The following is a 26,402-nucleotide window of genomic DNA, read 5'->3' on the forward strand; positions in this document are numbered from 1 at the left end:
CGCCCTACGAAGCCGTCGGCACCGGGCTCACCGACGGCAACTGTCCCAGCGGTTCAGCGCGTTGCCTCCTCGACTCCCTCGACTCCCTCGACTCCCTCGACACCGATACCCGATGCGAGTTCGTTGCCGGCAACACCCGCGGATGCCACGGGACCGCTCGCCCCTCGCGTATCTGTGCCAGCTTCCGCTCCTGCTCCAGCTCCAGAGCATCCCGGGATCGCCCGTACGAATGTCGTCGTGCCCGTCGTGCCTGTCGTACCCGTCGAGCCCGTCGAGCCCGTCGTGCGGCGCTCGGCACTTCGGCAATCCGAGGCCTCGACACCCGCACCCCAACCCCAGGTGTCCGCGAAGCAGCACCGCGCTCCTCGCTCCTACGCCACGACCCCACGCCGTCTCGGCCTCGGTGCCCCCGTCGTGCAGCGAGTCGCCTCCGAGCCCGCTCCGCCGCAACAGGCGCCCGCCGGGGGCGTTTCCCCGGGCCTCACGCCCCCCGCGACGCACAGCGCCACCCCCGTCGTACAGCGCTCGTCCACTCCGAGCGCGCCTACGCCTCGACCGTCGGGCGGACTCCCCCATCCGGCAGAGCCGGCGCGGCCGACGCAACCCATGCACTCCATACAACCGATGCAACCCACGAACTCGACGGCCCCAGCCCACTCGACGCCCCCAGCGCCCCCGGCGAATTCCGCGAGCCCCACCCCCCGAGCGACCGTCCCCCTCACCGCAACCCCCGCCGCCCCACCCGTATCCCTGCCGGTACAGCGCTCCTCCACCACGTCCCCCGTACCTCCCGTACCCACCGCCATCGCACCCGCACCCGCACCCGCCACCCCCGCCATTCCCCCAGCCCTCCCCTCGGTCCAACGGGTCGTCAACCCGATGTCGCCTCCCGCGTACTCGCCCCCCTCTCCTCCGCCACCACCGCCGCCGAGCGGCCCCCCGCCCCCGTACTCCGCGACCGAGCCGCCCCACCGGCCGCTGCCCTCGCACGCCGCGCGCGAGGAGGCCCCACCCACGTACACCGCCGTCGATTTCGATCCCCGGTCTCTGACCCAGGGTCAGATCGACGAGCTGACGCACAAGCTGGCCGGGCCGATCACCCGCTTGCTGCGGACCGAACTCCGCCTCGAACGGGAGCGGATCGGCAAGCTGCGCGATCCCCGCCGCTGACCTCCACCACCCCGTAAGACACCCAAGAAAGGCCGATCTTCGATGGCCACCGATCGAGACCCGGGCTCCACCATCTTCTTCACCCTCACCATCGACGGCGAGAGCCTCGGCTACTTCAACGGGTGTGAAGGACTCTCGTCGCAGGTGGAGATCGAGCAGCGCCAGGAGGGCGGCAACAACGGGTTCGTGTGGCAGCTTCCGTCCCGCGTGACCTTCTCCAACATCCGGCTGACCCGCCCGCTGACGCCGGACACCGCGAAGGTCGCGGCCTGGGTGTCCTCCGTGACCACGGGGGTCAAGCGGCCCACCGCGCAGATCGCGGCGTTGCGCGCGGACGGCTCGGAGGTGGCCCGCTGGGGTCTGCTCGACGTGCTCCCGGTCAGTTGGCAGGGGCCCTCCCTGGACCCGGCCAGCCCGGCCGTGGCCACGGAGGTGCTGGAAATCACCCACCACGGGTTCACGGACTAGGGAACGGCGAAGAACATGGCAGGCAAGTCAGGAAAGGGCGGCGCGGGCAAGAGTCTGGTGAGGGCCACGCTGGCCATTCACGAGCCGCCCATCGGCCGCAGCACCACTCCGGGTGGGTTGATCAAGACGTTCAACTTCGACTTCAACCCCTCGACGCTCTCGCTGAGTCGTCGCGCCCGTTGGAAGACCACCCCGACCGCGGCCGTGCGGGACGGTTCCCTCCCGGAGTTCATGGGGCCCGAGCCCCGTGAGATGACCGTGGAGATCTTCCTCGATTCGTCCGACGACCCGACCAGCAATTCGGTGCTGAAGAAGGTCGAGGCGCTGTTCTCCTGTTGCGAGGTGACGACGAAGAGCATCGCGGCGAAGCAGCCGTCCACGCCGTGGGTGGTGTTCCAGTGGGGGTCGTTCTCGACCGCGCGGTTCACGGCGTACGTCAGCTCGGTGGATGCCAGTTACTCCCTGTTCGGCACGACGGGCGTGCCGATCCGCGCCACCTGTCAGGTGCATCTGCACGAGATCCCCAGCAAGACCAAGGGACAGAACCCGACGTCGGGCGCGCTCACCGCGCAGCGTGTGCACCGGGTCGTCGCGGGAGACTCGCTGCAGTCGCTGGCGTGGCGGGAGTACGGGGACGCGGCGGCCTGGCGGGCGATCGCCGAGGCGAACGGCATCGACGACCCGAACCGGCTGTCGAACGGCATCGAGCTCGTGCTGCCCGCCGCCGAAGAGGTGGGTTTCTGATGGTCCAGCCTTCGTACTCCAACGTCGTCCACGTGACCGTGGACGGCAGTCCGGTTCCGGAGAAGATCGCCTCCGACCTCGTCGGCTGCTGGGTCGACCTCGGGGCGGGGGTGCCGGCCGCGTTCCGGCTGACCTTCCGCGACCCGGACCGGCTGGTGCTCGGCGAACTCGGCATCCAGTGCGGCACCCTGGTGACGATCGCGCCGGTCGCGGACGGCCAGGGCGCGGCCTCCCCGCTGCTGACCGGCGAGGTGACCGGCATGGAGACCGACTACGACGGCACCGGCACCTTCACCGTCATCCGCGGCTACGACATGGGCCACCGTCTGATGCGCCAGCGCAGGGTGGCCGCGTACCGCAATCAGACGGCCGCGGACATCGCGAAGAAGCTGGCCACGATGAACGGCATTCCGATCGGCAAGGGGAAGGGCGGCATCAAGCCCACCACGACGGTCTACGAGTTCATCAGCCAGGCCAACGTGACCGACTGGGACTTCCTCGCCCGGCTCGCCGACGAGAACGACGTGGTCATGTCGCTGGACTCCGAGGGGAAGTTCCAGTTCGCCAAGGCCGACCCGGCCTCCACCGCGCCGCCCACCAGCATGCCCGGCGACAAGAGCCCCTTCGTCCTGCAGGGCGGCGTCGACGTACTGCGCTGCCGGGCCGCGGTCACCTCCGCCGACCAGGTCGCCAAGACCGAGGCGCGCGGCTGGAACGTCACGACGAAGAAGAAGCTCACCGCCACGTCGCCCGCCACGTCCAACGACGGCTTCGCCATCGGCACCACCCCGCAGAAGACGGCGAAGAAGTTCAAGACCGCCAAGCTGGTCGAGACCGACACGCCCTTCGACCGCCTGGCCGAGGTGAAGGTCGCCGCCAAGGCCCTCGCCGACGACGTCACCTCCTCCTTCGCCGAGCTGGAGGTCATGGTGTTCGGCAACCCCAAGCTGCGGCCCGGTGTTCCGGTCACGCTGACCGACGTGGGCAAGCCGTTCGAGGGCAAGTACACGGTGACGTCCGTGCGGCACGTCTTCGGTTACGACGAGCACTACCAGACCTGGATCACCGTCAGCGGCCGCCAGTGGCGCTCCCTGTACGGCCTCACGTCCGGCGGGGGCACGGCCGCCGCGCCCAAGCTGCCGAGCGTGGCCAACGCCCTGGTGACGAATGTGCAGGATCCGCTGAAGCAGGGCCGGGTCAAGCTCCAGTTCCCCTGGCTGGACGACGCGTACGAGAGCGACTGGACGCGGACCGTGCAGCTCGGCGGGAAGGGCGGCGGCGGTGTGTTCCCGTTCGACGTCGACGACGAGGTGCTGGTGGCCTTCGACCGCGGTGCCCTGGACCACCCGTTCGTCATCGGCGGCCTCTACAACGGCAAGGACAAACCGACCGTGGTCAGTGACGTACCGCTGCACGACGGGCTGAAGAAGCAGGCGATCCGGCACACCCTGTCCGATCGGAAGGGCAACCGGGTGGACCTGCTCAGTCAGCAGACCGGTGCCCGTAAGCAGGGGGTGCGGATCGCCTCCGGCAACGACAGGCTGGTCATCAACCTCGACCGCACGAAGACCGAGATCACCGTGGACAGCAAGGGGTCCGTCACCATCAAGGGCACCCGGTCGGTGTCGGTCGAGGCCGGCACCGATCTCACCCTGAGCGCGCGCCGAAGGCTGACCATCAAGAGCGGCGGCCCGCTCGACATCGAGGGCCGCGGGCTGGTCAACCTCAAGTCGCTCGGCGGTGCGGTGACCGTCGACGCGATGGGGGCGCTCAGCCTCAAGGCGGTGGGCGCCGCGACGCTCACCGCCGGCGGCAGCGTGCAGGTCAACTCCATCGCGAATGTGGGCATCCGGGCCATCACGCTCGCCCTTCAGGGTGTGGTGCTGGTCAACAACAAGCCGTATCCGCTGCCGTGACGGCCGGGAAGTTCTTCAGGAGTAGGCGGGTGGGCCTCTGATGGCCGAGCAGTTCGTTGGATCCGGCTGGGCGTTCCCCATGCGCATCGGTCCCACCGGTGGCATCGCCATGGTCAGCGGGGAACGGGAGATCGAGGAAGCCATCCGGCTGGTGCTGGCCACCGCGCCGGGCGAGCGGCCGATGCGGCCCGAGTTCGGCTGTGCCATCCACGACCTGGTGTTCGCGCCGGTCAACGAGGCGACGGCAGGCCGGATCCAGCACGAGGTGTACACCACCCTCGACCGCTGGGAGCCACGGATCGAGGTCAACGACGTCGAGGTGACGGCGGGTCCCGACCAGGGCGTGCTCTTCATCGACGTGCGCTATTCGATCCGCGGCACCAACAACCCGCGCAGCCTGGTCTTTCCGTTCTACGTCATCCCCTCCCACGAGGAGCCCGACGCCCCCGGCGCGGGCAACTCCCCTGAAAGCGACCGCTGATGGCACTGCCTTCCCCGAACCTCGACGACCGCCGCTTCCAGCAGTTCGTCGACGACGCCAAGCGCTACATCCAGCAGCGCGCCCCCGAATGGACCGACCACAACGTGTCGGACCCCGGCGTCACCCTCGTGGAAACGGTCGCCCACATGGCCGACCAGATCGTCTACCGGCTCAACCGTGTCCCCGAGAAGAACCACCTGGCGTTCCTCGACCTTGTCGGCATCACGCTGTTCCCGCCCTCGGCCGCCCGTACGGACCTCACGTTCTGGCTGTCCGCGCCGCACGAGGAGCCCATCGTGCTGCCCGTGGGAACCGAGGCCGCCACCGTGCGCACCGAGAACGAGGAGGCCGTCGTCTTCGCGACCGAGCGCGAACTGACCGTGGTGCCCTGCTCGTTGCGTCGTCTCGTCGTGCAGCAGAACGGTGGTGCGGTCACCGACCGGACCGCCGATCTCGGCGAGGGCAAGGACGTGCTGTGTTTCGCGGAGTCACCGAACCCCGGTGACTGCATGCTCCTCGGCCTCACCTCCGCCGTACCGCACTGCGCGCTGGGCCTGGAGCTCGACAGCCGGGTCGACGGTGTCGGTGTCGATCCGCGCCAGCCGCCGCTGGTCTGGGAGGCGTGGACCGAGGACGGCTGGGCGGCCTGCGAGGTGGACCGGGACGGCACCGGCGGCCTGAACCGGCCCGGTGAGGTGGTCCTGCACGTCCCGGGCGGCCACACGCTGTCGCGCACCGGAGGTCACGAGGCGGGATGGCTGCGCTGCCGGGTCACCGACCCGCTGTCCGACCAGCCCTTCTACACCACGTCTCCGACCATCCGGTCCGCCGAAGCGTTCACCCTCGGCGGGACCACCTCGGCCATCCACGCCGAGACCGTCCACGACGAGGCGCTCGGCGAGTCCACCGGTCTGCCCGGGCAGCGGCTGCGGCTCACCCACTTCCCCGTCGTGGGCGACACCCCGCCGGTGCTGTTGCAGACCGCCGAGCGCGACGGCTGGGCCGACTGGGACGTCGTGCCGCACTTCGCCGCGTCCGGCCCCACCGACCGGCACATCACCCTGGACGCGGCAACCGGCGAGATCGCCTTCGGGCCCGCCGTCCGCGAACCGGACGGCGGCATGCGCCAGTACGGGACGGTGGCGCCCAAGGGGGCCGTGATCCGCGCCCGCCGCTACCGCACAGGTGGCGGCCGGGCCGGGAACGTCGCCCGGGGCGCCGTCCAGGTGCTGCGCAGTTCGGTGCCGTACGTGGCCGACGTCGTCAACCGGGAGGCCGCCCGGGGCGGTGTCGAAGGCGAGACGGTCGAGGAGGCGAAGACCCGGGCGCCGATCACCCTGCGCGCCCAGGAGCGGGCCGTGACCCTGCGCGACTACGAGGAACTGGCCCGGCGCGCGGCCCCCGAGACGGCCCGTATCACCTGCCTCGAGGGCGAGGAGGGCGAGCACGGCGCCTACGCGGTCCGTGTCCTGGTCGTCCCGCAGGCCGTGCCCGATCCCGGCGGGCGGCTGCGCTTCGAGCAACTCGTCCCCGGCGACGCCCTGTTGCAGCGCATCACGCGGCACCTCGACGAACGCCGGCTGATCGGCACCCGGCTCGCGGTCGGGCCGCCCTTCTACCAGGGCGTCACCGTCGTCGCCACCGTGCACGCCTTCCGCGGGGTCGACACGGACCGGGTGCGCCGCCAGGCCCACGACGCGCTCTACCGCCATCTGGACCCGCTCACCGGCGGCGCGGACGGCACCGGCTGGCCGTTCGGCCGGCCCGTGCAGGCGGGCGAGGTCTTCGCCGTGCTGCAACGCGTGCCCGGTGTCGAACTCGTCGACGCGGTGCAGCTCCACCCCGCCGACCCGCTGACCGGCAAGCGCGGCGACCCGACCGACCGGATCGACCTGGAGGCCCCTTCGCTGGTGTTCTCCTTCGACCACCGGGTCCGCGTCATCGGAGACGGCTCATGAGGGGCTCCATCGACGGCCTGGAGTCCTCGGCGCCGATCGGCGGCATGCTCCCCGCGGTCTTCGCCGACGACGATCTGGCGCTGCGCTTCGTCGCTGGGCTTGACGAGGTGGTCGCGCCGATCCTGCTGGCCCTCGACTGTCTGCACACCTACTTCGACCCGGCGCTCGCACCGGCCGACTTCGCCCGCTGGCTGGGCACCTGGGTCGGCGCCGAGGTCGACGGCACGGAACCGGACGCGCGGCTGCGCGCGGCCGTCGCCGCCGCCGCGTACCTGCATCGGGTACGAGGCACCCGCCGCGGCCTGTCCGAAGCGATACGCCTCGCCTTCGGTGTCGAGCCGGAGATCACCGAGAGCGGCGCCGCCGCCTGGGACCCGCGTCCGCTCGGCCCGGTCCCCGGCGACCGCCGCCCCCGGCTGCACGTCACGCTGCGGCTGCCCGAGCCGACCCCGGCGGACGAGTACCGGCTGGAGAACCTCGTGGCGGCCGCCCGTCCCGCCCACATGCCCTACACGGTCCAGGTGACCGCCGCCGAAAGGATCCCCGAGAAATGACCACCCAGACCCCAGGCACCGGCCCCGGGCGTGCCCCGGCCTGCGCCGAGTGCGGCACCCGGGCGGAGCCCGGCCAGTCCTTCTGCGACGCCTGCGGCGCGGTGCTCGACTGGGCCGGGGAACCGGCTCCGGCGGGGGTCGCGGCCCGGACCCGTCGTCCCGCGGCTGCCGCCGACGAGGCGGCGCCGACGGCCGGCGACCAAGGCTCCGGGGCGGCGGGACCCGCCGCGTCGGCCGAGGGCGAGCCGGGCTGGGACGCGTTCACACGACCGGGCGCCGGTACGGGAACGGCTCGTACGGCGCACGACACGGCGGGCTCCATCGCGGACGCGGACACCGTGGGCGCCGACAGGGCGGCCACCGCGCGACCCGCACGCAGCCCGCACGAGGACGATGCCGTCGGCAGTGCACCGGACGCGTCGGCCCCCAGTACACCGGTATCCGGTACGCCGGTATTCGATGACGCGGCGGATCCGAGCCCGATGGGCGACGACACCGCGCGTCCGCACCCGGCCCCCGTCGCCGCCCACGGCTCCGTACCGGCCGCTCCCGCGCGGCCGGACGAGACCGCGGCCACCGAGCCGCTGCCCTCCGCCGCCCCCGACCGGGACTCCGCGGCCGAGCGGGCCAGGTCCCTGCTGGTGCCGGTGGCGGACCCGGAACCGCGGGTCGCGCCGTCGGTGGCGCCGGTGTTGCCCGGCCGCCCCGAGGCGAGCCGCCCCCAGGTCCGTACCCCGGTCGCGGAGCCCGGTGCGGACGGGGGTGTGCCCTGCCCCTGGTGCGCCACTCCCAACCGGCCGGACCGGCACTTCTGCGGGCGTTGCGCGCTGTCCATGGCCGGGGAACGGCAGGCGCCGGGCCGGCTGCCCTGGTGGCGTCGGGTGCTCAACTCCCGCAACGGGGAGGTGCCGTGGGCCGGGGACCGGCCCCGACTGCGGCGGGGCTTCGGACGCGTCATGAACTGGGTCGTCGGCGCGGTGGTGCTCGGCCTGCTGGTGTTCGCCGTGACGAACACCGGTACGGCCGTGCAGGCGGTGAAGGACCACTTCGCCAAGCGGGTCCCGGTCGGCCCTGACCACGTGAAGGCGTCCCGTTCCTTCGCCGGCCACGGCGCGGGGCTCGCCTTCGACAAGCTCAACAACACCTGGTGGGGACCCGGCGTCTCGGGATCCGGGGACGGCGAGTGGCTCGAGGCCAGCTTCGAACAGCCCACCCGGCTGCTGGACGTGATCATCACCTCGGGCACCTCCAACCGCCCGGACCAGCTCACGAAGTCGGCGCTGCCGCACCGTATCGAGGCCAGGATCACCACGGCGAACGGCAAGACGAGCACCCGCTTCCTCACCCTCGACCAGGTTGCGGGCGGTCAGCAGCGTAAGTTCCGCGTGGGTGATGTCACGGCGGTCCGTTTCATCGTCCGCTCGGCCTATGGCACCGCCCGGGACAAGCAGGTCTCCATAGCCGAGATCGAGTTGTTCGGTCCTTCGAGCGCCAACGACTCATAGGGACACCGACGGCTGGTGGGGAAGGTGCCATTCCTTGGTCGGGTGCTTCCGGTTCTGGCCGAACTGGGAGGATGAGTCCCGCGGTACCGCCGCGGCCTTACCGTAGAGGGAAGGCACCAGACCCGAGGAGAAGCGCCACCAGTGCACGACGCACCGATCTACGCCCAACTGATCTCCGAACGAGGGGACATACCTCTGCAGGTCCGCAACGAGGCCCGCAGGATCCAGCGCGAACTCGAGTGGATTCTCAACAGGGATCCCTCGTCGGGCGGTCTCCTCCCGAGGCCGCCTGGCGCTCCGGTCCCCGGCCCTCGCGCTCTGCCCCCGTCTCTTCCTCCCGGGAACAGCTCCACCGGATGGCTTACCTGACGGTACGTCAACTCCGGTGTGTCGCTCGGGTGGGAGCGTGCCGCCGTCCCCAGGGAACGGCGGCCGCTTCACTCCGTCACTCGTCCATCGCCGCACCGACCCGGGCGCCCGCGCCGTTGCGGTGGGGGAACTTCGGGTCAGGTCGTCGAGGTCGGGCCGCCCTCCGGCTCGTTCCCGTCCCTGTCCTGCTGTTCCGGGGTCCGCCGGTAGCTCTGGAGCTCCAGCAGCCCCTCCGTCTTCTCCGAACGCCTCCCGGGCTTCTGGTCGCCCGCGTTCTGGCCGCTCAGGTTCTGGCGGACCGAGTCCAGGATCGTCAGGCCCTGGGCGACCAGCCCCGCGGCGATCTCGCCCAGGCCGTCCGCGCCGTTCAGGACGTTGACGTTGGCGCCGGCGAGACCGCCCGCGGCCTCCTTCACGATCAGCGGGAGCTGGTCGATCAGCATCCGGTCGAGCGCCACGCGGTCGTGCGAGGCGGCGGCCTCGGCCTGGATCTTCATGCGTTCCGCGTCGGCGATGGCGAGCACCTTGATCCGCTCCGCCTCGGCCTCGGCGGGCTTGACGATCTCGGCGACGAGCTGCTGCTGGCGCAACTGGGCCGCCCGCTGGGCGAGTTCGGTCTGCGCGGCGAGCACCTCCTGCTGGGCGTGCGCCTGCGCCAGCGGTCCGGCCTGGGCGGCCTGCGCCTGCGCTCGGTCCACCTCGGCCGAGTACTCCGCCTTCACGACCGCGGTCTGCCGGGCGTACTCGGCCTGGTTGCGCGCGGCCACCTGCTCCGCCTCGACGGACGCCTGGGTGGCCTGCGCCTGCGCGATCTGGGCCTGCCGCTGGATGGCCGCCTTGTGCGGTGCGGACATGGCCTCGATGTAACCGACATCGCCGTCGTCGATCGACTGGATCTGCAGCGAGTCCACGATCAGGCCGATCTTGGCCATCTCGACCTTCGAGGTGTCCAGGACCTCCGCGGCGAGCTTCTGCCGCTCGGTGACGATCTCCTCGACGGTCATCGAGCCGATGATGGCGCGCAGATGACCGGCGAAGATCCGGCCGGTCAGCACCGACATCTGGTCCTGGTCGGAGAGGAACCGCTGACCGGCGTTGATGATGCTCTCGTGGTCGTTGCCGACCTTGAACGCGATCACTGCGCGGACGTGCAGCGCGATGCCCTGCCGGGTCACACAGGTCTCGGTGACCTCGGCCTCGCACATCGACAAGGTGAGGAAGCGGGTCTTGCGAAAAACGGGGAGCACGAACTTTCCGTGCCCCGTCACCACTCGGAACGGCGCGCCCCCCAGTCCCCGCCTGCCTCCCGAGATCAGCATCGCCTCGTCGGGAGCGGGAACGCGGTAACCGAACATCCTGTTTTCTCCTTAACCGGCGTCGACGGAGTCGCCGTCCAACGCGTCCAGCGGATCGGCCCAGCGGATGACGTCGACCTCACGGCATCCCCGGGATTCGACCACGAGCACAGTAGCCCCCACGGGCAGGGGCTCCTGCGACCAGGCGAGGAAGGTCTCGGATCCGCCTCTGACCCGCACAAGGATCTCGCCGGGACCGGCGGTTCCCCGTGTGCCGATGAGCAGCTCCCCGGTACAGCCGATCACGGCCTCGTCCTGCACCACTGTCGGCCGCCTCCCCGTTTCTCTGGTTCTGCTTCCGACCTTAGACCTCCCCCACCTCGAACGCCTATGCTCCCGTCGCCGCCCGTGTCACGCCCCGGGTACGGACGCTCAGCTCTTGGTGAACCGGTAGGTCTTGCTGTCGGTCAGGACGCAGAAGCCGGGCGACACGACGATCACCCGCAGGGTGCCGGTGCGCCGGTCGTAGTCGATGCCCTCGGCCTCGAAGGTGCCCGAGCAGGAGCTGCGCAGCGGGAGCTGGCGCAGGGCGGTGACATGGCCCGTCACATCGCCGCTGCCACTCGGGGCGGCGGACAGGTCGATCTGCAGCAGCGGCTTGGTGATGCCGAAGAGGGTGCCCGCCGGGTCGTCGGAGGAGCACAGCAGCTGGGTCGCGGTGACGAAGTCGCAGCCCTGTACGTCACGGACGGCGTGGTCGAGGTTGATGGTGGAGGCCTGCGGGAGGTTGGCCGAGGGGGAGGTGCTCGGGTTCACGCCGGGGGTCGGGAACACCAGCAGCCGGGTCATCGTGCCCCACTCCCCCGACACCATCCACTGGCCGTCCGGGGAGATGGTGTCGAAGGAGTTGTTCAGCGCCTCGCCGGGGCTCAGCGCGTGGACGTACTCCGACCAGGCGCCGCCGGGCGCCTGCACCCGGAACATCTTGGCGCTGCCGGAGTCGGCCTGGTACGGCTCGACGTAGTAGCCGTTGTAGGAGGCGTCCGGGTCGCCGACGTGGTTCCAGCCGCGGCTGCTGACGCCGATCGGGATGGTGCCGATCCCGGTGTAGTGGTTGGGGCTGCCTGCCGGGACCTCGACCGAGGTCAGGCCCTGGCTCTCGGTCAGCGGGTCGGCGCGGTCGGAGCCCACCTCGGTCCAGGTGTCGGCGGCCGCGGCGGGCGTGGTGACGGAGACAGACAGCACGGCGGCCGTGGCGAGGGTGACGAGTCCGGCCAGGGCGGCGTGACAACGTTGCCGGGTGGGCTTGCGCATGAGGTGCTCCTCGGTGGGGGGCGGGTTTCGGCGCACAGTCTGACCCGTCAACTGCGGTCATGTACAGGCCAATGAAGGAGCGTTGGCCGTCAACTCACCCACCGGCCAACGGCAGTTACCCACCCCGCCCCCTACGCCCTTGTCACCGCCCCGAGTTCCGTCCGCGCCCGGGCCGCCGCGCCGATCGCCACCGCACGGCTGCCCAGCCGTGCTGGTACGACCCGGATCGGCTGCCCGCTGACCGGCGGCTCGGCGGCGAGCGCGGCGCCGATCGACGGTTCGAGGAGGTCCCAGGCCCGGCTGACCCCGCCGCCGATCACGAAGGTCGTGAGGTCCACCAGACCCGCCGTGATCAGGATCGCGCGGGCGACGCCCGCCCCCGCGGCCTCGTAGACGGCGAGCGCGTCGGGGTCGCCGTCCGCCGCCGCCTCGGCGACGCCCCGGGCGGTCAGGGAACGCCCCGTCCGCTCGCTGTAGCGGGCCGCGAGGGAGCGGCCGGAGGCGAGCGTCTCCAGGTGGCCACGGCCGCCGCAGGTGCACGGCAGGTCACCGAAACCGGGCAGGTGGCCGATCTCGCCCGCCGCCCCGTGCGCCCCCTCGAACAGCGCGCCGTCCAGCCACAGCGCGCCCCCGACCCCGGTGCCGAGCGTCATCCCGAGTGCGGAGGGCTCACCCGCGACGGCTCCCTTCGCGACCTCGCCGCGCAGGAAGGCATTGACGTCGTTGTCGAGGAAGGCCGGTACGCCGAGCGCGTCCTCGACCGTCGCCGTCACCGCGAACCCGGCCCAGGAGCGGAAGGAGTCACTCGCCACGAGGATGCGGCCGGCCCGGCTGTCGACGACACCTGCCGCGCCGACACCGACGCCCAGCAGCCGCGAGGCCGCGCGTGCGCGGAGCAGATCCAGGGCGGCGAGCGCGGCGCGGACCATCGCCCGTCCGCCCTCGGCCGCCGGTGTCGGCACCTCCACGGAGTCGACGACGGTGAGGTCGGCCGCGCAGAGCACGACCTGGGTGGTCGTACCGCCGATGTCGACACCGGCGTACACCTCGGGCGTCGGGAGGCGGCTCCCGGATGCGGTCACGCCGTGACCCCCGTCGCGGCCCGCCGTTCCGCGCGCCGACGGCGTTGCAGCACCGGGTCCGGCACGGGCACGGCGGCGATGAGCCGTCGCGTGTAGTCCGTGCGCGGGTGCAGGAGCGTGGTCGCCGTACTGCCCTCCTCCTCGATGCGCCCGGCCCGCAGAACGACCACGTGCTGGGCGAATTGCTGTACGACGGCGAGGTCGTGGGACACGAACAGGCAGGCGAACCCCAGCTCACCCTGGAGCCCCGCGATCACCTCAAGCACCGACTGCTGCACACTCACGTCGAGCGCGCTCGTCGGCTCGTCGGCGACCAGCAGCCGCGGCTCAAGGACCAGCGCCCGGGCGAGACTCACCCGCTGCCGCTGGCCACCGGACAACTCACGCGGACCCCGGTGGGCCAACTCCCGCGGCAGGCGGACGAGTTCGAGTACGTCGCCGACCCGGGTCCGGCGCTCAGCCGCCGGCATCCCCCGGCGGTGCACGCGCAGCGGCTCGGCGACGCACTCCGCCACGCTCATGCGGGCGTCGAGCGAGGCGACCGGGTCCTGCAGGACCACGCCGACACCGGCCAGCAGGGCGCGCCGGGCCCGCCCCCGGGTCCTGCCGAGGTCGGCGCCGAACAGCGACACCGAGCCGGACGACGGTGGTACGAGGCCCAGCGCGACGCGCGCCGCGGTCGACTTGCCCGAGCCCGACTCCCCCACCAGACCCACGGTCTCACCGGGCCTGACCGTCAGCGAGACGCCGTCGAGTGCCCGGACGGCGCGGCGCCCGCGGCCGAACCGCACGCTCACGTCCCGCAGTTCGACCACCGGTTCCGCGGCGGGGCGGTCCTCTTCGGGGCGCCGGGAGTCGGCCCCCGGCTCGGCGACGGCCAGCCGCGGCACCGCCCCGAGCAGGCGCTTGGTGTACGCGTGCGTGGGCCGCAGGAGCACCTCCTCCACCGGCCCCGTCTCCACGATCTCTCCCTGGAGCATGACGGCGACGCGGTCCGCGAAGTCGGCGACGACTCCCATGTTGTGCGTGACCAGCAGTACCCCCGTGTCGAAGTCCGCGGCGAGCGACCGCAGCAGGTCGAGAATCTCGGCCTGCACGGTGACGTCGAGCGCGGTGGTGGGTTCGTCGGCGATGAGCAGGCTCGGCGCGTTGGCGATCGCCATGGCGATGACCACGCGCTGCCGCTGTCCCCCGGAGAGCTGGAACGGGAACGCGGACGCCCTCGTCCCCGGATCCGGGATGCCGACGCGGCGCAGGAGTTCGACGGCCTCCCCGGCGGCCTCCTTGGCCGTGACGGGACGGTGGTTGCGGATGACCTCGGCGATCTGGGCGCCGATCCGGGTGAGCGGGTCGAGCGCGGTCGCGGGTTCCTGGAACACCATCGACGCGGTGCGGCCCCGTAGACCCGCGAGGTCGGCCTCGGTGGCGCCGATGACGTCGGTGCCGCCGACGACGGCGTGGCCCGTGGCGTGGGCGGTGCCCGGCAGCAGCCCCATCGCGGCGAGCGCGACGGTCGACTTGCCGGAGCCTGACTCGCCGACGAGGGCGAGCGTCTCCCCTGGCCGCACGCGCAGCGAGACCTCTCGTACCGCGGCCACCTCACCCGTCTCCGTGGAGAAGGTGACGCCCAGGTTCTCGATCCGCAGGATGTCGGCGGTCATCCGCGTCCCCTCACGTCGAAGGCGTCGCGCAGCCCGTCGCCGATGGCGTTGAAGGCGCAGACGACGAGGATGATGGCGAGGCCGGGCGGCACGATGAGCCACCAGCGTCCCGAGTACGCGGCCGTGAGACCGGCCGAGAGCATGCCGCCCCAGTCCGTCGACGGGGGCTGGACGCCCAGGCCGAGATAGGACACGTAGGCCACGAGGAGGATCGCGTCGGCGACCTGGAAGGTGGCGGCGACCACGACCGTCGAGACGGAGTTCGGCAGGATGTGCCGGCCGATCGCCCGGCCGTGCGTGCCGCCGATGGCGCGCAGTGTCAGCACGTAGTCCCGGCCCTTCAGGGTGAGTGTCTCGGCCCGGACGAGACGGGCGGGGACCAGCCAGGAGACCAGGCCGAGGATGACGACGAGCCCCCAGGTGTCCGGGGTGGTGATGGCGGAGACGACGAGGAGGATGAAGAGCGCCGGGATGGCGATTCCGGCGTCCACGACCCGCATCATCACGGCGTCGATCCAGCCGCCCGCGTAGCCCGCGACCGCGCCCCAGAACGTGCCGATGACGGTCGCGAGGAGGCCGGAGGCGAGGCCGACGAGCAGCGACACCTTGCCGCCGTACATGAGCCGCCCCAGCTCGTCGTGTCCGACGGCGTCGGTGCCGAGCAGGTGCGCGCCGCTCGGGGCCAGGTTCACCTGGGTGAGATGGGTGTGGGTCTGGTCGGTCGAGTGGAGCAGTGGGCCGGCGAAGCAGAAGAGCAGGAACAGGACGACGACCGCCAGACCCGCGACCGCGAGCCTGTTGCGCGCGAACCGGCGCAGGGCGAGGCGGAACCCGGCGGCCGCCTCCACGGTGGGTGTCACCGGCAGTACCGCGCTCATGACCGGGCCGCCTTGACTCGGGGATCGACGATCCGCTGGACGATGTCGGCGAGCAGGGTGCCGACGACGGTCGCGACGGAGATGACGAGGACGCAGCCGAGCAGCACCGGATAGTCGGAGGACTGCGCGGCGCTCCAGAACAGCAGCCCCATCCCCGGGTAGTTGAAGAGCTGCTCGACGACGAGGGCGCCACCGAAGAGGACGGGCACGTAGTAGCCGAGCATCGCGACGACGGGGGTCAGCGAGTTGCGGAACACGTGCCGCCACAGGATCGCGCGGGGCCGGGAGCCGCCGGCCCGCGCGGTGCGTACGTAGTCCTCGGAGAGGTTCTCCAGGGTCGCGGCGCGCATGTACCGGCTGAAGACGGCGACCATGGACGCGGCTCCCGCGACGACCGGCAGGACCAGTGCGTCCGGCTGGGAGAGCACCTGTCCGAGCGTGTCGCCCTGCGGGGCCTGCGAGGGGAACCAGGGCAGCAGCTGTGTGAAGACCAGGACCAGGACGAGCCCGAGGAAGTACACGGGGGTCGAGTACGCGACGAAGCTCAGCGTCGTGATGACGTAGTCCACCGGCTTGTTGCGCCGGACCGCCTGCCACATGCCGAGCGGGATCGCGAGCGCGAGCCCGGTCAGCGCGGACAGCACGGTGAGGACCAGGGTCTTCGGGAGGCGCTGTTCGATGAGCCGGGAGACCGCCTCGTTCAGGGTGTACGAGGTGCCGAGGTCACCGTGCAGCAAGGTGCGCAGGTAGTAGAGGTACTGGACGGGGAGCGAGCGGTCGAGGCCCTGCTCGTGGTCGAACTGCGCGATCTGCTGGGCCGTCGCCTGCGGGCCGAGGATCCCGCGTGCGGGACCCCCGGGCAGCGCGTGCAGCAGGCAGAAGACCACCACCGTCACGATGAGGATCACCGCGAGGGACTGCAGGACGCGCCGGGTCAGATAGAGGAGGGTGTCCATGCGGTCAGCGGTTCCACTTCCACTGCGCCGGGTGGAAGTTGGCGAGCGAGTCCTGTGAGAAGCCGCCGAGACCGTTCTTGAGAACCGAGATCTGGTAGTCGGGCTCCGGCAGCCAGATGACCGGCAGGTCCTTGGCGACGGCCGCGCTGTAGTCCCGTACGGCCTGCGCGGAGTTCGACGTGGTGGAGGCGGCGATCAACTGGTCGGTCTCCGGGTCGGAGTAGCTGCCGAAGTTCGAGCCGCCCTTGCTCTGGAAGAGCGAGTCGCCGGTCGGGAAGGCGCTGAAGTACCAGCTGCCGGCCGTGCCGAAGAACGACAGCTGCCACTTGCATATCGACTGGCTCGCCGTGCACGGCGGGGTCTGGGACAGCACCGAGTTCACGGGCGCGGTCTTGATCGTGAACTTGATCCCGGTCTTCTCCAGCGAGGACTGGATCGCGCTCATCATGTTGTCGGTCACGGTCGAGCCGGACTGCGACAGCACCTGCATCTGGAACCTGGTGCCCTTGGCGACCCCGTCACCACACTGCGAGGCACCTGTGCCCGGGTCCGTGCACACCATGACTCCGCCCTGTTCGGTCCAACCGTGGCCGGTCAGCAGGGACTTGGCGGCCGAGGTCGAGAAGGGGTACGGATCGTCCTTCTGCGTGGGCGAGAGGAAGTCGCTCGACTGCGCCTGCGGGACGGGGCCGTAACCGGGGACCGCCGTGCCGTTGAAGATGACCTTCGCCAGGCTGCTCTGGTCGATCGACCGCTGGACCGCCTGACGGGCGTAGAGCTGCTTGAACACGGCTCCCATGGAGGGGTTGTTGAAGTTGTACGGCATGTAGGTGATCGCCCAGCCCGACCAGGGCTTGACCGTGTACCCCTGGGCGGTGAACCGGTCCTTCTGGTCGAGGTCGGTCGCCTCGATGTAGCCGTAGTCGACACTCCCCGAGCGCAGCGCGTTCTTCTCGGCGTCCGCCGTCGTGAAGGGGAGCAGGTTCACGGTGGCGATGTCCGGCTTCTCACCGCCGTCGTACTTCTTGTTGGCGGTGAGCACGACCTTGCCCGCGGTCGAGAAGGACTTGACCGCGTAGGGACCGCTGACGGTCTTCCACAGCGCGTCCCTCTCGTAGCCGGAGATGTTCTTCGCGGCCGTGTTGAGGTACGTCCACACCTGCTTGGCGCCGGCGGCCGTCCGGTCGGCGTCCGACACCGCGGCCGGTGCGGCCGTCTTGTCCCACACGTGCTGCGGGAGCGGGTTGATCGCGCTCAGCTCGTTGGCGAGCATCCAGTCGGAGTTGTAGGCCTTGTCGAACGTGAGCGTGAAGTGGTGGTCGTCGACGGTCTTGAACGAGGTCCAGTTGTCCGGCGCCTTGCCGGGGTTGTAGCCCGCCCACTGCTCCTTGTTCGCCTTGATGAGGTTGAACCAGAACTCGACGTCGCGCGAGGTGATCGGCTTGCCGTCGCTCCACCTGCGGTCGCCGAGCGTGAGGGTGACGCTCTTGCCGTCGGAGGCGAAGGCGGCGGTGGTGGCGATGGACCCGTTCTTGTTCCAGGCGATCTTGCCGGTCGAGCCGTCGTACGCGACGAGCGGCTCCCAGAGGCTGTTGGCGATGGAGATGTTGTTGGTGTTGAGATGCGCTGCCGTGCCGATCGGCAGGATCCAGTTCGGGGTGAAGTTCGCGGGCAGCGCGTAGTTGATGGAGTCGGGGGACGTGGACGACGTGCCGCTCGTCCCGGAGCAGCCCGCGAGCAGCAGCGTGCCCGCCGAGACGACGGCACCGGCGACGAGTGTCGCGCGAGCAGGGGACATGACTCTCCTCGGGATGAACAATCGGGGCGAACAATCGGAGTGAACAAAGAGGCAAGGGGCGTGGCGGAGCCAGTCAACGGCCCGACTGTTCGAAGAAACAGACGCCCCGCTGTAAAAAGCCTGTTTCTGCTGTTCTGAAAAAAGTGGAGAGGCGGCTTCGGAGACGTACGCTCGACATCCCGATCCCGTCGTCGGAAGTTACTTCGTCCATGCCTGAAAAAAGTGCGGTCCACCGCAGGGGTGCCACGGGCGTCTCGTCCCTGGCCGAGCGCGTCCTCGAACTCCTCGCCTCCGGGCAGGCGACCACGCGCACCGAACTCGCCGATCTGCTCGGGGCCGCGCCCTCGACGATCTCGCTGACGGTCGGTCAGCTCGTCACCCACGGGCTGGTGGCGGAGCAGGGCACGCGCTCCTCCGCGGGAGGGCGTCCGCGCAAGGTCCTGCGGCTCGGCGGCAGCGACGGGTTCGCGGTCGCGGCCGAACTCGGGGGCAGACACGCGCACGTCGGTGTCGTGCTGCCGGGCGGCGGGCTCACGGACGTGTCGACGGTGCCGTTCCCGACGGCGGAGGGGCCCGAGGCGGCGCTGCCCGGACTCGCCGGGACGCTGGAGGGCCTCGCCGAGCAGCATGGGCGGGAGCTGCTCAAGGGGGTCGGCCTCTCGCTGCCGGGTCCGGTCGACGTGGCCTCCGGCGTGGTGACACTGCCGTCGCGCATGCCCGGCTGGAACCGGTTCCCCGTCCGGGCCTGGCTGGAGGACCGCTTCGGCGTTCCGGCGGCGATCGAGAACGACGCCAACTGCATGGCCGTCGGTGAGCACAGTGTCCAGCCGGCCGAGCGCCGCCAGTCGATCATGGTGAAGATGGGCTCCGCGATCGGCGCGGGTGTCATCGCGGACGGACGGCTCTACCGGGGCGGGACCGGGGCCGCCGGCGAGATCACCCACGTACGGGTCGAAGCGGGCCACGACATCCCCTGTTCCTGCGGTAACACCGGGTGTCTGGAGACCGTCGCGTCGGGCGCGGCGCTGGCGCGCGTCCTGCGTGAGCGGGGGCTCGACGTCGACTCGATCGAGGACGTCGTCCGGTTCGCGTCCGACGCCGACCCGGAGGCGACCCGCGCCGTCCGTCAGGCCGGCCGCTACCTCGGCATGGTGCTGGCCGCGAACGTCAACTTCTTCAACCCGGACGCCGTGTACCTCGGCGGCATCCTCTCCACGCTCGAACCGTTCGTCGCCGCCGTCCGCAGTCAGCTGTACGAGGGGTGCCATCCGCTGGTGACCAAGCACCTGGTGATCGAGCGGGCGAGCCTGGGCGCGGACGCGGGGCTGGTCGGCGCGGGCCAGTTCGCGCTCCAGCGGGCGCTGTCCCACGCACTCCGCACCGTGACCGGAGCGGCAGCAGGAACAGCGACAGGAGCGGGACTCCATTCCGACCAGCGCATATGAATCGAGGATCCATGACGCACCCCCGTACCGCCGTCGCCCGGCCCGTCATCGCCATCGCCGGACTCGGCATCGAGTCGTCGACGTTCTCACCGGCGCGGACCGAGGCGCCCGCCTTCCACCCGCAGCGCGGCGCGGACGTCCTCACGCGCTATCCCTTCCTCGCGCCCGGCACGCCCCTGCGTGACGCCGCCGACTGGCGCGGCGCGCTCGTCGGCAAGGCGCTGCCCGGGGGGACGGTGACCGCGGCCGCGTTCACGGAGCTCTCCGCGGAACTCCTGCGCCGGCTCGGGGAACTGCCGCGCCTCGACGGCCTTTGGTACGACATCCACGGCGCCATGACGGTGGAGGGCGTCGCCGACGCGGAGGCCGTCCTGCTCGCCCGGATCCGCGAGACCGTCGGAGCCGACGTCATCGTGTCCACCTCCATGGACCTGCACGGCAACGTCTCGCGCGAGCTCGCGCACAGGAGCGACCTCATCACCTGCTATCGGATGGCTCCGCACGAGGACCACATGGAGACGAAGGAGCGGGCCGCCCGCCATCTCGTGGATCTGCTCACCACCGGCGCGGCCCGGCCGGTCAAGGCCTGGATCCCGGTGCCCGTGCTGCTGGCCGGTGAGCAGACCTCGACGCGCATCGAGCCCGCAAGGAGCGTGTACGCGGCCGTCGACGAGGTGGAGGCGACGGACGGCGTGACCGACGCCGCGATCTGGGTCGGGTACGCGTGGGCGGACGAGCCGCGCAACCGCGCCGCGATCGTGGTCACCGGGCCGGCCGAAGCCGCCGTCGCCCAGGGCGCCGAGCGGCTGGCGCGCGGATTCTGGGAGGCGCGCAGGGTGTTCGCGTTCGTCGCGCCGACCGGGTCACTGGACGAGTGTCTCGACGAGGCGCTGGCCTCCTCCCCCGACGTCCGGCCGTTCTTCATCAGCGACACCGGCGACAATCCGACGGCGGGCGGCGCGGGCGATGTCACGTGGGGGCTCGAACGCGTCCTCGCCCGGCCGGAGTTCAAGGAACCGTCCGGGCCGACGGTCATCTACGCGTCCGTGCCGGGGCCGGCCGCCGTCGAGGCCGCGGAGAAGGCGGGCGTCGGCGCGAGCGTCACGGTCACGGCCGGTGCCGAGGTGGACGACCGGCATGCCGGGCCGCTCACCATGACCGGGGTGGTCCACGCGGTCCGGCACGGGGACCGGGACGCCGGGACCGAGGTTGTCCTGCGGGTCGGAAGCGTGTACGTGATCATCACGCGGCTCCGCAAGCCGTACCACTACGAGCACGACTTCACCGGCCTGGCGCTCGACCCGCGCGGCGCCGACGTCGTCGTGGTCAAGATCGGCTATCTGGAACCGGAACTGTTCGCCATGTCCGCCGGCTGGAAGATGGCGCTGACCCCGGGCGGCGTCGACCAGGACCTCGTCCGGCTGGGGCACCACCGTATCCGCCGCCCCATGTTCCCGTTCGACCCGAACATGCCCGACCCGGACCTCACGGCCCGCATCATCCCCCCGTCGAACGAGCCGCTGGGCGGGGCGGACGAGTAACCCATCGGGCACCCCACATCCAGAACCGATCATCGGGACGAGCGTCGCCCGGGCGGGTCGGGGGCAGACTGCCGGGCCGGGGACCGATCCCCGGCCCGGGTGGCAGATCGCGGGGCCCTGTAGCGCTCCGCCGGAACCAGTGGATGCACCAGTGGCTGTCTGCGGTTGGCGGCCCACCGGGACCGGTGACCACCTGCCAGAACGAGTGGCGGCCCGCCGGGTCGGATGGCAGTCCGCCTGGTCGGATGGCAGTCCGCCGGGTCGGATGGCGGCCCACCGGGACCGGTGACCACCTGCCAGAACGAGTGGCAGCCCGCCGGGTCGGGTGGCGGCCCGCCGGGATCGACGGCCATCGGCCAGGACGAGCAGCGGCCCGCCGACACCAGTGGCAGTCCACCAGGCCGGGATCGTTGGCCGTCCGCCACGACCGGCGACCCGGCGCCGAAGCCGGCGGCCGTCCGCCAGATCCGGTGGTCGTCCGCCATGTCCGGCTGCGGTTCGCCAACACCGGCGACCGTCCGCGAGAACGGGTGCCCGTCCGCCAATGACCGGCGACCGGCCGACGCCGGTGGTCGTCCGCCAGGACCGATGGCCGGCCAGCGGGTTCGGCGGCGGTTCGCCAACACCTACAACCGTGCGCCGAAGCCGGCGGCTGTCCGCCAGGACCGGCAGCCGTCCGCCACGGCACGAGACCACCCGCCCAACCGATCGCCATCCGCCAGGAAAGATGTCGTCCGCCAAGACCGGTGGCCGTCCGCCAGGGCACTAGACCCCCGCCCAAGCCGATCGCCGTCCGCCAGGAAACGGTGGCCGTCCGCCGGGCAGGGGAAGCCCTGCCCGGCGTGGCTCGGCGGTCAGCCGGTTCAGTTGCTCGTGCAGGTGTTCCCCGCGGCCGGGTTCAGCAGACCCACCAGGTCGATGGAGTCGCCACAGAGGTTGAGACCGAGGTCGAGGGGGATCTGGACGACGTTGCCGGACAGGAGTCCGGGGCTGCCCACGGCGGCACCGACGGGGTCGGGGTCGGCGGCGGCAGCGGTCCCGGCGGTGGCGAGGAGGGCCACGCCCGCCAGCCCGGCGGCGGCCATGAGACGAATACGCATTGCAAGCTCCGATCAGTCGCAGGGGTGCGAGTGCTTCCACCATCACCTCCACGACCGACGACCGACATCGTTGTACGTCCGAATGGGGCGCGGGCGCCCCGAACCCCCCTCAACCGCGTGCGCGCGGGGCGTGTCGCGCGGGGTGTGCGGAATGCCCGTAGCGTGAGAACAGGTCAGGTGGAAGAGGGAGAGATCATGCCAAAAAGCCAGCCCGATTCGTCCTCACCGTCCGACGACAGGGCGACCCCCGACACGCTGCTGCACACCGGCTCCGAAGGCCCCGTGACCGCCGAGGACATGGTGCTCGCCGCGGGTCGCGACCTCAGTCCGAAGAACCTCGCCTGGGCCGAGCGCCGCCTGCGGGAGGACGGACCCACAGCCATCGAAAGACTGCTTCCCTAGCTCACCCAGCTCGCCGGCTCCACTTGACCGGCTCCGATGCGGCGGAGCCGGTCAAGGGCATGCGGACGGAGCGGGAGGTCAGGAGTCGGGGCACTCCTTCCAGGCGAGGTGGTAGATGGTGCTGATGTCACCGTCCGTGGAGTCCATGGTCATGAAACTGGTGCTGCCGGGAGCGGACGTGCCCGCGTTGACGCGCAGCTCGGTGTTGATGTTGAAGTTCCGCTGGACACCGCAGGGTGCCCATACCAGTTGGGCCCAGTCGGTGACGTCCGTGGACTGCCAGTTGTCGTTGTAGGGGCCGCGGAAGGGGTGGGTGATGGCCGCCGTGCTCGACGAGCCCTGGAAGTAGTACGAGGCCTTCTCGGTGCTGTTCGCGCCCGACTGGAGTGCGGCGAAGCCGCGGTAGTCCGCGCTGGCGATGGCGTACGTGAAGCCCTGCGGCACGTGAACGATCAGGTTGAGCTGGCAGTTCTTGCGGAAGGCGGTGGGGTCGGAGTTGCCTCCGACCTGGGCGAGGTAGTTGCTGTAGGTGACCGTGAAGGCCGTGTTGTCCGGGGAGACCGCGACGGCGGCGGTTCCCTGCGGACAGCCGGAGCCGTTCACGGTGGCGACCTTGATGACGATCTTGTCCGGGGGCGGGTCGACGATCCCGGAGGAGGGGTCCGGACCCGGTAGTGCGGTGGCGAACAGGGCGGCTATCGCGCCACCCAGAAGCAGCCCACCAGCCATGGTGCTCCAATCCGTTGCGTTGGTGTCTACGGCGGTAGGGAACGTGTGCCGCCGTGAATTGGGGGGTGCAGCGCCTCACGTGGACGTGCGGCGCCGTCGCAGACCAGTGCGTTGGATCAAGCGCGGATCGTTGAAGCATGTACATGACAAGCCCATGCCCATGCGACCCCGGCCTGTGAAGGAGCTGTGAAGGCCGGGATCGACCGCATCGTATGTACGCCCGTCACGGTTGGGCAGGGCGATCTCCGGCCATTCAGCCCGTACGTCCGTAGCGCCCGACGAGGGTGCCGGAGCCCACCGTGTGACCGGCCAGCGCGCGCCGTACGGCGTCGACCGTGGCGCCCTCGGGAAGGTGCAGCCTCGCGTCGGCGGCGAGGACCGAGAAGACGTAGTGGTGGGGTGTGCCGGCGGGCGGGCAGGGACCGCCGTAGCGCCGCTGTCCGAAGCCGTTGCGGCCCTGTACGGACCCCTTCGGGACGGTGCCCGCACCCAGCGTCGTCTCGTGCGGGTCGACGCCCCACATGAGCCAGTGCACGAAGGTGCCGGACGCGGCGTCCGGATCCTCGGCCAGCACGACGAGCTCGGCCGCGCCACCCGGCACACCGGAGAGACGCAGCGGCGGGGACACGTTCGCGCCGTCGCAGGTGAAACGGCGTGGGACGGTGCCACCGTCCGCAAAGGCGGGGCTCGTCACCCTGATCGCTCCCGAGGCGCCCGGCGTCGGTGCCGCGGACGCGGCGGGTGTCCCCGAGGCACCCCCGCAGCCCGCGGCGAGGGTCACCACGGCTGCCGTCACGACGGTTCCGAGCCAGTTCCCACGGCGCATGTCCGCCACGTTAGCGCCGGGCGCGCGGCCCGGGTCGGCAACCCGGCCGCCGAATTCCGCTCCCCCGGCACCGGGCGGCGCGCTCCGTGAATCCCGCGCCGCCTCACCGCTCCCCACACGCCCCTGCGACACTGAAGGGCATGGAGTCCCGACACCTCAGAATCGGCCGCCGTCGCATCTGGATGCTCAGCGGGGCCTGCCTCCTTGTGCTCGGCCCGGTCGGCTACTTCCTCGGTGGCTGGATTCCTCTTACCGCGCTCACCATCTCCCTCCTCACGGCCACCACCGTGGCCCACTGGAAGGCCGCCGCCTGGCTCGGGCCCGCCATCGCGCGGGGACAGCGGGAGAGCCGCCGGGACGTGGCGACCTTCTGCGTGGTCATCGCGGTCAGCGGCTACGCCCAGCCGCCGGCGCGGCCCGCCCCCTCCGCCGAGGAACTGACGGCGCTGCGTCTGGAGGCGTACCGGGCCGCGGCACACGACGACCTCGCCGAGGATCTCCGGGGCCTGGCGGCCGACGCGCTGGCCGCCGCCGACGCCGCGCACACCGAGGACACCCCGGTGGCCTGGCGGGCGGCACGCGCGAGCGCGGAGCGACTGGCGCACTCCGCGCAGGAGGGCAACCCGTACGTGCGCCAGCTCCTCATCCAGTGGGTCGAGGGCAACCCGGCCGCGGACCGCTAGGGGCTGGGGCTGGTCGCACACCCCCGCAGAGGGCCACCGCGTCCGCACTGTACGTACGGTCTGACCTTTGTCATGTTTCGCAGCTATCAAAGCTGCGGAGGGGTCCGACATCGTGGACTTTGAGCTGACCGAGGATCAGGAAACCATCCGCGAGGCAGTCGTCGGGCTCCTGCGCGACTTCGACGACCGGTACTGGATGGAAAGGGGCCGGGACCACCGGTTCCCCGAGGAGTTCTACGCCGCCGTCGCGAACGGCGGATGGCTGGGGCTCACCATTCCGGAGGAGTACGGCGGCCACGGTCTCGGGATCACCGAGGCCACACTGCCGCTCGAGGAAGTGGCGCGATCCGGCGGCGGGATGATTGCCGCGAGCTCGATCGGGTCGACGAGGTCGCCAAGCGGACCGACGGAATGACACTGTTCCTCACCGACCTGGACCGCGACAGGATCGACGTCGGCCCCGTCCCGAAGATGGGCCGCAACGCCGTCACCTCGTGCTCGACCGGGCGGTGCGCGAGGTCGTCGACGGCGACCTCTCCGGCGCGGACGCGGCCAAGGTCAAACTGTTCTGCACGGAGATGCAGGCACGCGCGGTCGACCGGTGTCCGCAACTCTTCGGAGGGTACGGGTACATCCTGGAGTACCCCGTCGCCCGGCTGTACGCGGATGCGCGCATCACCCGCATCTACGCCGGCACCAGCGAGGTCATGAAGGTCATCAGCGCCAAATCCCTGGGACTGTGAGCAGCATGGCGGACTTCTCCAGCAGGACCGGCGTCGCGTTCGTCGCGGGCGGCACCGGCGGCATCGGCGCGGCCGTCGTGCGCGTGCTGGCCGAGCGCGGCAGCGACGTGGCGTTCACGTACCGCACCAGCCAGGCCGGGGCCGACGCCCTGGCCGCCGAGGTGAAGGCGTACGGGCGTCAAGTCCTCGCCCGGCGCCTCGACCTGGGCGACGAGCAGGCCACGGCGGAGGCGGTCGCCGAGGCGGCCGACGCCTACGGGGGCCTGCACACGCTCGTGTACGCGGCGGGCCCGCATGTGCCGATGGTGCACCTCAGCAAGGTGACGCCGAGTCAGTACCGGGCCCAGCTCGACGCGGACGCGGTGGCGTTCTTCAACCTCGTCCATCCCGCGCTGCCCCGGCTGCGGGAGACGCGGGGCTCCATCGTCGCCGTCACCACCGTGGCCACCCGGCGGTTCCCCGTGCGCGACGGGCTGTCGTCGGGCACGAAGGGGGCGGTCGAGGCGGTGGCGCGGGCACTGGCCGCAGAGGAGGGCCGCTACGGGGTCCGCGTGAACTGCGTCGGCCCCGGCATGCTGACCGACGGCATCGCCGCCCGTCTGATCACATCCGGCGAACTCGACACGGCGGCCCTGGACATCGCCCGGCGCAACATTCCGCTGCGTCGTTTCGGCGAGGCGAAGGACATCGCGGAGGCGGTGGCCTTCCTGGCCTCGGACCGCGCCGGTTTCATCACCGGGCAGGCGCTGGGGGTGGACGGCGGGTACAGCGTGTAAGGCCCTGG

The 26,402-nt window shown here is 71.2% G+C and carries 25 protein-coding genes and 1 pseudogene; 15 read left to right on the forward strand and 11 right to left on the reverse strand.

Features of this window, described 5'->3' with window-relative positions; all coding sequences use genetic code 11:
• Nucleotides 1-879: 879 nt before the first annotated feature.
• From ACIQTP_RS12395 to ACIQTP_RS12430, 8 genes are read left to right on the forward strand one after another with little or no spacing between them, the layout of a single operon-like run.
• Entirely contained in the window at nucleotides 880-1,170 is a 291-nt protein-coding gene (locus ACIQTP_RS12395; protein WP_403399010.1) for a hypothetical protein, read from the forward strand.
• A gap of 42 nt (nucleotides 1,171-1,212) precedes the next feature.
• Nucleotides 1,213-1,638, forward strand: coding sequence for a phage tail protein (locus ACIQTP_RS12400; RefSeq protein ID WP_054235291.1), 426 nt, complete (start codon nucleotides 1,213-1,215; stop codon nucleotides 1,636-1,638).
• A 15-nt stretch (nucleotides 1,639-1,653) separates the two neighbouring features.
• Nucleotides 1,654-2,382: a peptidase M23 gene (locus ACIQTP_RS12405; protein ID WP_402047112.1), complete on the forward strand. Its 729-nt coding sequence runs from the start codon at nucleotides 1,654-1,656 to the stop codon at nucleotides 2,380-2,382.
• On the forward strand, nucleotides 2,382-4,298 hold the full coding sequence (locus ACIQTP_RS12410) for a VgrG-related protein (RefSeq protein ID WP_403399013.1): 1,917 nt from the start codon (nucleotides 2,382-2,384) through the stop codon (nucleotides 4,296-4,298). Before ACIQTP_RS12405 ends, ACIQTP_RS12410 begins: the two co-directional genes overlap by 1 nt.
• Nucleotides 4,299-4,338: 40 nt before the next feature.
• Nucleotides 4,339-4,779, forward strand: a complete 441-nt coding sequence (locus ACIQTP_RS12415) for a GPW/gp25 family protein (protein ID WP_403399016.1) — start codon at nucleotides 4,339-4,341, stop codon at nucleotides 4,777-4,779.
• Nucleotides 4,779-6,737, forward strand: a complete 1,959-nt coding sequence (locus ACIQTP_RS12420) for a putative baseplate assembly protein (protein ID WP_403399019.1) — start codon at nucleotides 4,779-4,781, stop codon at nucleotides 6,735-6,737. The genes ACIQTP_RS12415 and ACIQTP_RS12420 overlap by 1 nt, the downstream gene beginning before the upstream one ends.
• Nucleotides 6,734-7,291, forward strand: coding sequence for a phage tail protein (locus ACIQTP_RS12425; protein ID WP_095856649.1), 558 nt, complete (start codon nucleotides 6,734-6,736; stop codon nucleotides 7,289-7,291). The genes ACIQTP_RS12420 and ACIQTP_RS12425 overlap by 4 nt, the downstream gene beginning before the upstream one ends.
• Nucleotides 7,288-8,796 (forward strand): NADase-type glycan-binding domain-containing protein, encoded by a 1,509-nt coding sequence (locus tag ACIQTP_RS12430; RefSeq protein WP_403399021.1) that lies wholly within the window; start codon nucleotides 7,288-7,290, stop codon nucleotides 8,794-8,796. Before ACIQTP_RS12425 ends, ACIQTP_RS12430 begins: the two co-directional genes overlap by 4 nt.
• Before the next feature lie 506 nt (nucleotides 8,797-9,302).
• On the opposite strand, the gene ACIQTP_RS12435 is transcribed toward ACIQTP_RS12430, so the two are convergent.
• The 8 genes from ACIQTP_RS12435 to ACIQTP_RS12470 form a co-directional block, all read right to left on the reverse strand.
• Nucleotides 9,303-10,520 (reverse strand): SPFH domain-containing protein, encoded by a 1,218-nt coding sequence (locus ACIQTP_RS12435; RefSeq protein ID WP_403399023.1) that lies wholly within the window; start codon nucleotides 10,518-10,520, stop codon nucleotides 9,303-9,305.
• A 12-nt stretch (nucleotides 10,521-10,532) separates the two neighbouring features.
• Nucleotides 10,533-10,784, reverse strand: a complete 252-nt coding sequence (locus ACIQTP_RS12440; protein WP_101406882.1) for a hypothetical protein — start codon at nucleotides 10,782-10,784, stop codon at nucleotides 10,533-10,535.
• A 108-nt stretch (nucleotides 10,785-10,892) separates the two neighbouring features.
• Nucleotides 10,893-11,774 (reverse strand): hypothetical protein, encoded by an 882-nt coding sequence (locus tag ACIQTP_RS12445; RefSeq protein WP_403399027.1) that lies wholly within the window; start codon nucleotides 11,772-11,774, stop codon nucleotides 10,893-10,895.
• 131 nt (nucleotides 11,775-11,905) lie between these two features.
• Nucleotides 11,906-12,820: an ROK family protein gene (locus ACIQTP_RS12450; protein WP_403399122.1), complete on the reverse strand. Its 915-nt coding sequence runs from the start codon at nucleotides 12,818-12,820 to the stop codon at nucleotides 11,906-11,908.
• A gap of 32 nt (nucleotides 12,821-12,852) precedes the next feature.
• Nucleotides 12,853-14,517, reverse strand: coding sequence for a dipeptide ABC transporter ATP-binding protein (locus ACIQTP_RS12455; RefSeq protein ID WP_403399029.1), 1,665 nt, complete (start codon nucleotides 14,515-14,517; stop codon nucleotides 12,853-12,855).
• The gene (locus ACIQTP_RS12460) at nucleotides 14,514-15,395 is read right to left on the reverse strand and encodes an ABC transporter permease (protein WP_403399031.1); all 882 of its coding nucleotides are present in this window, start codon (nucleotides 15,393-15,395) and stop codon (nucleotides 14,514-14,516) included. Before ACIQTP_RS12460 ends, ACIQTP_RS12455 begins: the two co-directional genes overlap by 4 nt.
• Nucleotides 15,392-16,351 (reverse strand): ABC transporter permease, encoded by a 960-nt coding sequence (locus tag ACIQTP_RS12465; protein WP_403399032.1) that lies wholly within the window; start codon nucleotides 16,349-16,351, stop codon nucleotides 15,392-15,394. The genes ACIQTP_RS12460 and ACIQTP_RS12465 overlap by 4 nt, the downstream gene beginning before the upstream one ends.
• Before the next feature lie 4 nt (nucleotides 16,352-16,355).
• On the reverse strand, nucleotides 16,356-18,149 hold the full coding sequence (locus ACIQTP_RS12470; RefSeq protein WP_403399035.1) for a peptide ABC transporter substrate-binding protein: 1,794 nt from the start codon (nucleotides 18,147-18,149) through the stop codon (nucleotides 16,356-16,358).
• A 209-nt stretch (nucleotides 18,150-18,358) separates the two neighbouring features.
• Here ACIQTP_RS12470 and ACIQTP_RS12475 point away from each other — a divergent pair, with 209 nt between their 5' ends.
• Nucleotides 18,359-19,594 carry an ROK family protein gene (locus ACIQTP_RS12475; protein WP_403399037.1) on the forward strand — a complete coding sequence of 412 codons (1,236 nt, stop codon included), beginning with the start codon at nucleotides 18,359-18,361 and terminating at the stop codon, nucleotides 19,592-19,594.
• A gap of 11 nt (nucleotides 19,595-19,605) precedes the next feature.
• A complete protein-coding gene (locus ACIQTP_RS12480; RefSeq protein WP_403399039.1) occupies nucleotides 19,606-21,135 on the forward strand; it encodes a M81 family metallopeptidase in 1,530 nt (509 codons plus the stop codon).
• 863 nt (nucleotides 21,136-21,998) lie between these two features.
• Here the strand turns inward: ACIQTP_RS12480 and ACIQTP_RS12485 are convergent.
• The gene (locus ACIQTP_RS12485; protein WP_403399041.1) at nucleotides 21,999-22,235 is read right to left on the reverse strand and encodes a chaplin; all 237 of its coding nucleotides are present in this window, start codon (nucleotides 22,233-22,235) and stop codon (nucleotides 21,999-22,001) included.
• A gap of 195 nt (nucleotides 22,236-22,430) precedes the next feature.
• On the opposite strand from ACIQTP_RS12485, the gene ACIQTP_RS12490 reads away from it, so the two are divergent.
• The gene (locus ACIQTP_RS12490; RefSeq protein ID WP_355304771.1) at nucleotides 22,431-22,637 is read left to right on the forward strand and encodes a hypothetical protein; all 207 of its coding nucleotides are present in this window, start codon (nucleotides 22,431-22,433) and stop codon (nucleotides 22,635-22,637) included.
• 78 nt (nucleotides 22,638-22,715) lie between these two features.
• Here the strand turns inward: ACIQTP_RS12490 and ACIQTP_RS12495 are convergent, their stop codons facing one another.
• A complete protein-coding gene (locus ACIQTP_RS12495; RefSeq protein ID WP_402047151.1) occupies nucleotides 22,716-23,366 on the reverse strand; it encodes a DUF4360 domain-containing protein in 651 nt (216 codons plus the stop codon).
• A gap of 253 nt (nucleotides 23,367-23,619) precedes the next feature.
• On the reverse strand, nucleotides 23,620-24,192 hold the full coding sequence (locus ACIQTP_RS12500) for a YbhB/YbcL family Raf kinase inhibitor-like protein (RefSeq protein WP_403399043.1): 573 nt from the start codon (nucleotides 24,190-24,192) through the stop codon (nucleotides 23,620-23,622).
• Between the two features lie 140 nt (nucleotides 24,193-24,332).
• Between ACIQTP_RS12500 and ACIQTP_RS12505 the strand changes: the two genes are divergently transcribed.
• From ACIQTP_RS12505 to ACIQTP_RS12520, 4 genes and pseudogenes are all read left to right on the forward strand, one after another.
• Nucleotides 24,333-24,875 (forward strand): hypothetical protein, encoded by a 543-nt coding sequence (locus tag ACIQTP_RS12505; protein ID WP_403399045.1) that lies wholly within the window; start codon nucleotides 24,333-24,335, stop codon nucleotides 24,873-24,875.
• Between the two features lie 112 nt (nucleotides 24,876-24,987).
• Complete coding sequence (locus tag ACIQTP_RS12510) at nucleotides 24,988-25,290, forward strand: acyl-CoA dehydrogenase family protein (RefSeq protein WP_403399047.1); 303 nt, start codon at nucleotides 24,988-24,990, stop codon at nucleotides 25,288-25,290.
• Nucleotides 25,291-25,369: 79 nt separating this feature from the next.
• Nucleotides 25,370-25,618, forward strand: a pseudogene (locus tag ACIQTP_RS12515) (acyl-CoA dehydrogenase family protein); the annotation flags it as partial.
• A gap of 5 nt (nucleotides 25,619-25,623) precedes the next feature.
• Nucleotides 25,624-26,394 (forward strand): SDR family NAD(P)-dependent oxidoreductase, encoded by a 771-nt coding sequence (locus ACIQTP_RS12520; protein ID WP_403399049.1) that lies wholly within the window; start codon nucleotides 25,624-25,626, stop codon nucleotides 26,392-26,394.
• The last annotated feature ends 8 nt before the right edge of the window (nucleotides 26,395-26,402 follow it).

The organism is Streptomyces sp. NPDC090798, assembly GCF_044768965.1.
Taxonomy (GTDB): domain Bacteria; phylum Actinomycetota; class Actinomycetes; order Streptomycetales; family Streptomycetaceae; genus Streptomyces.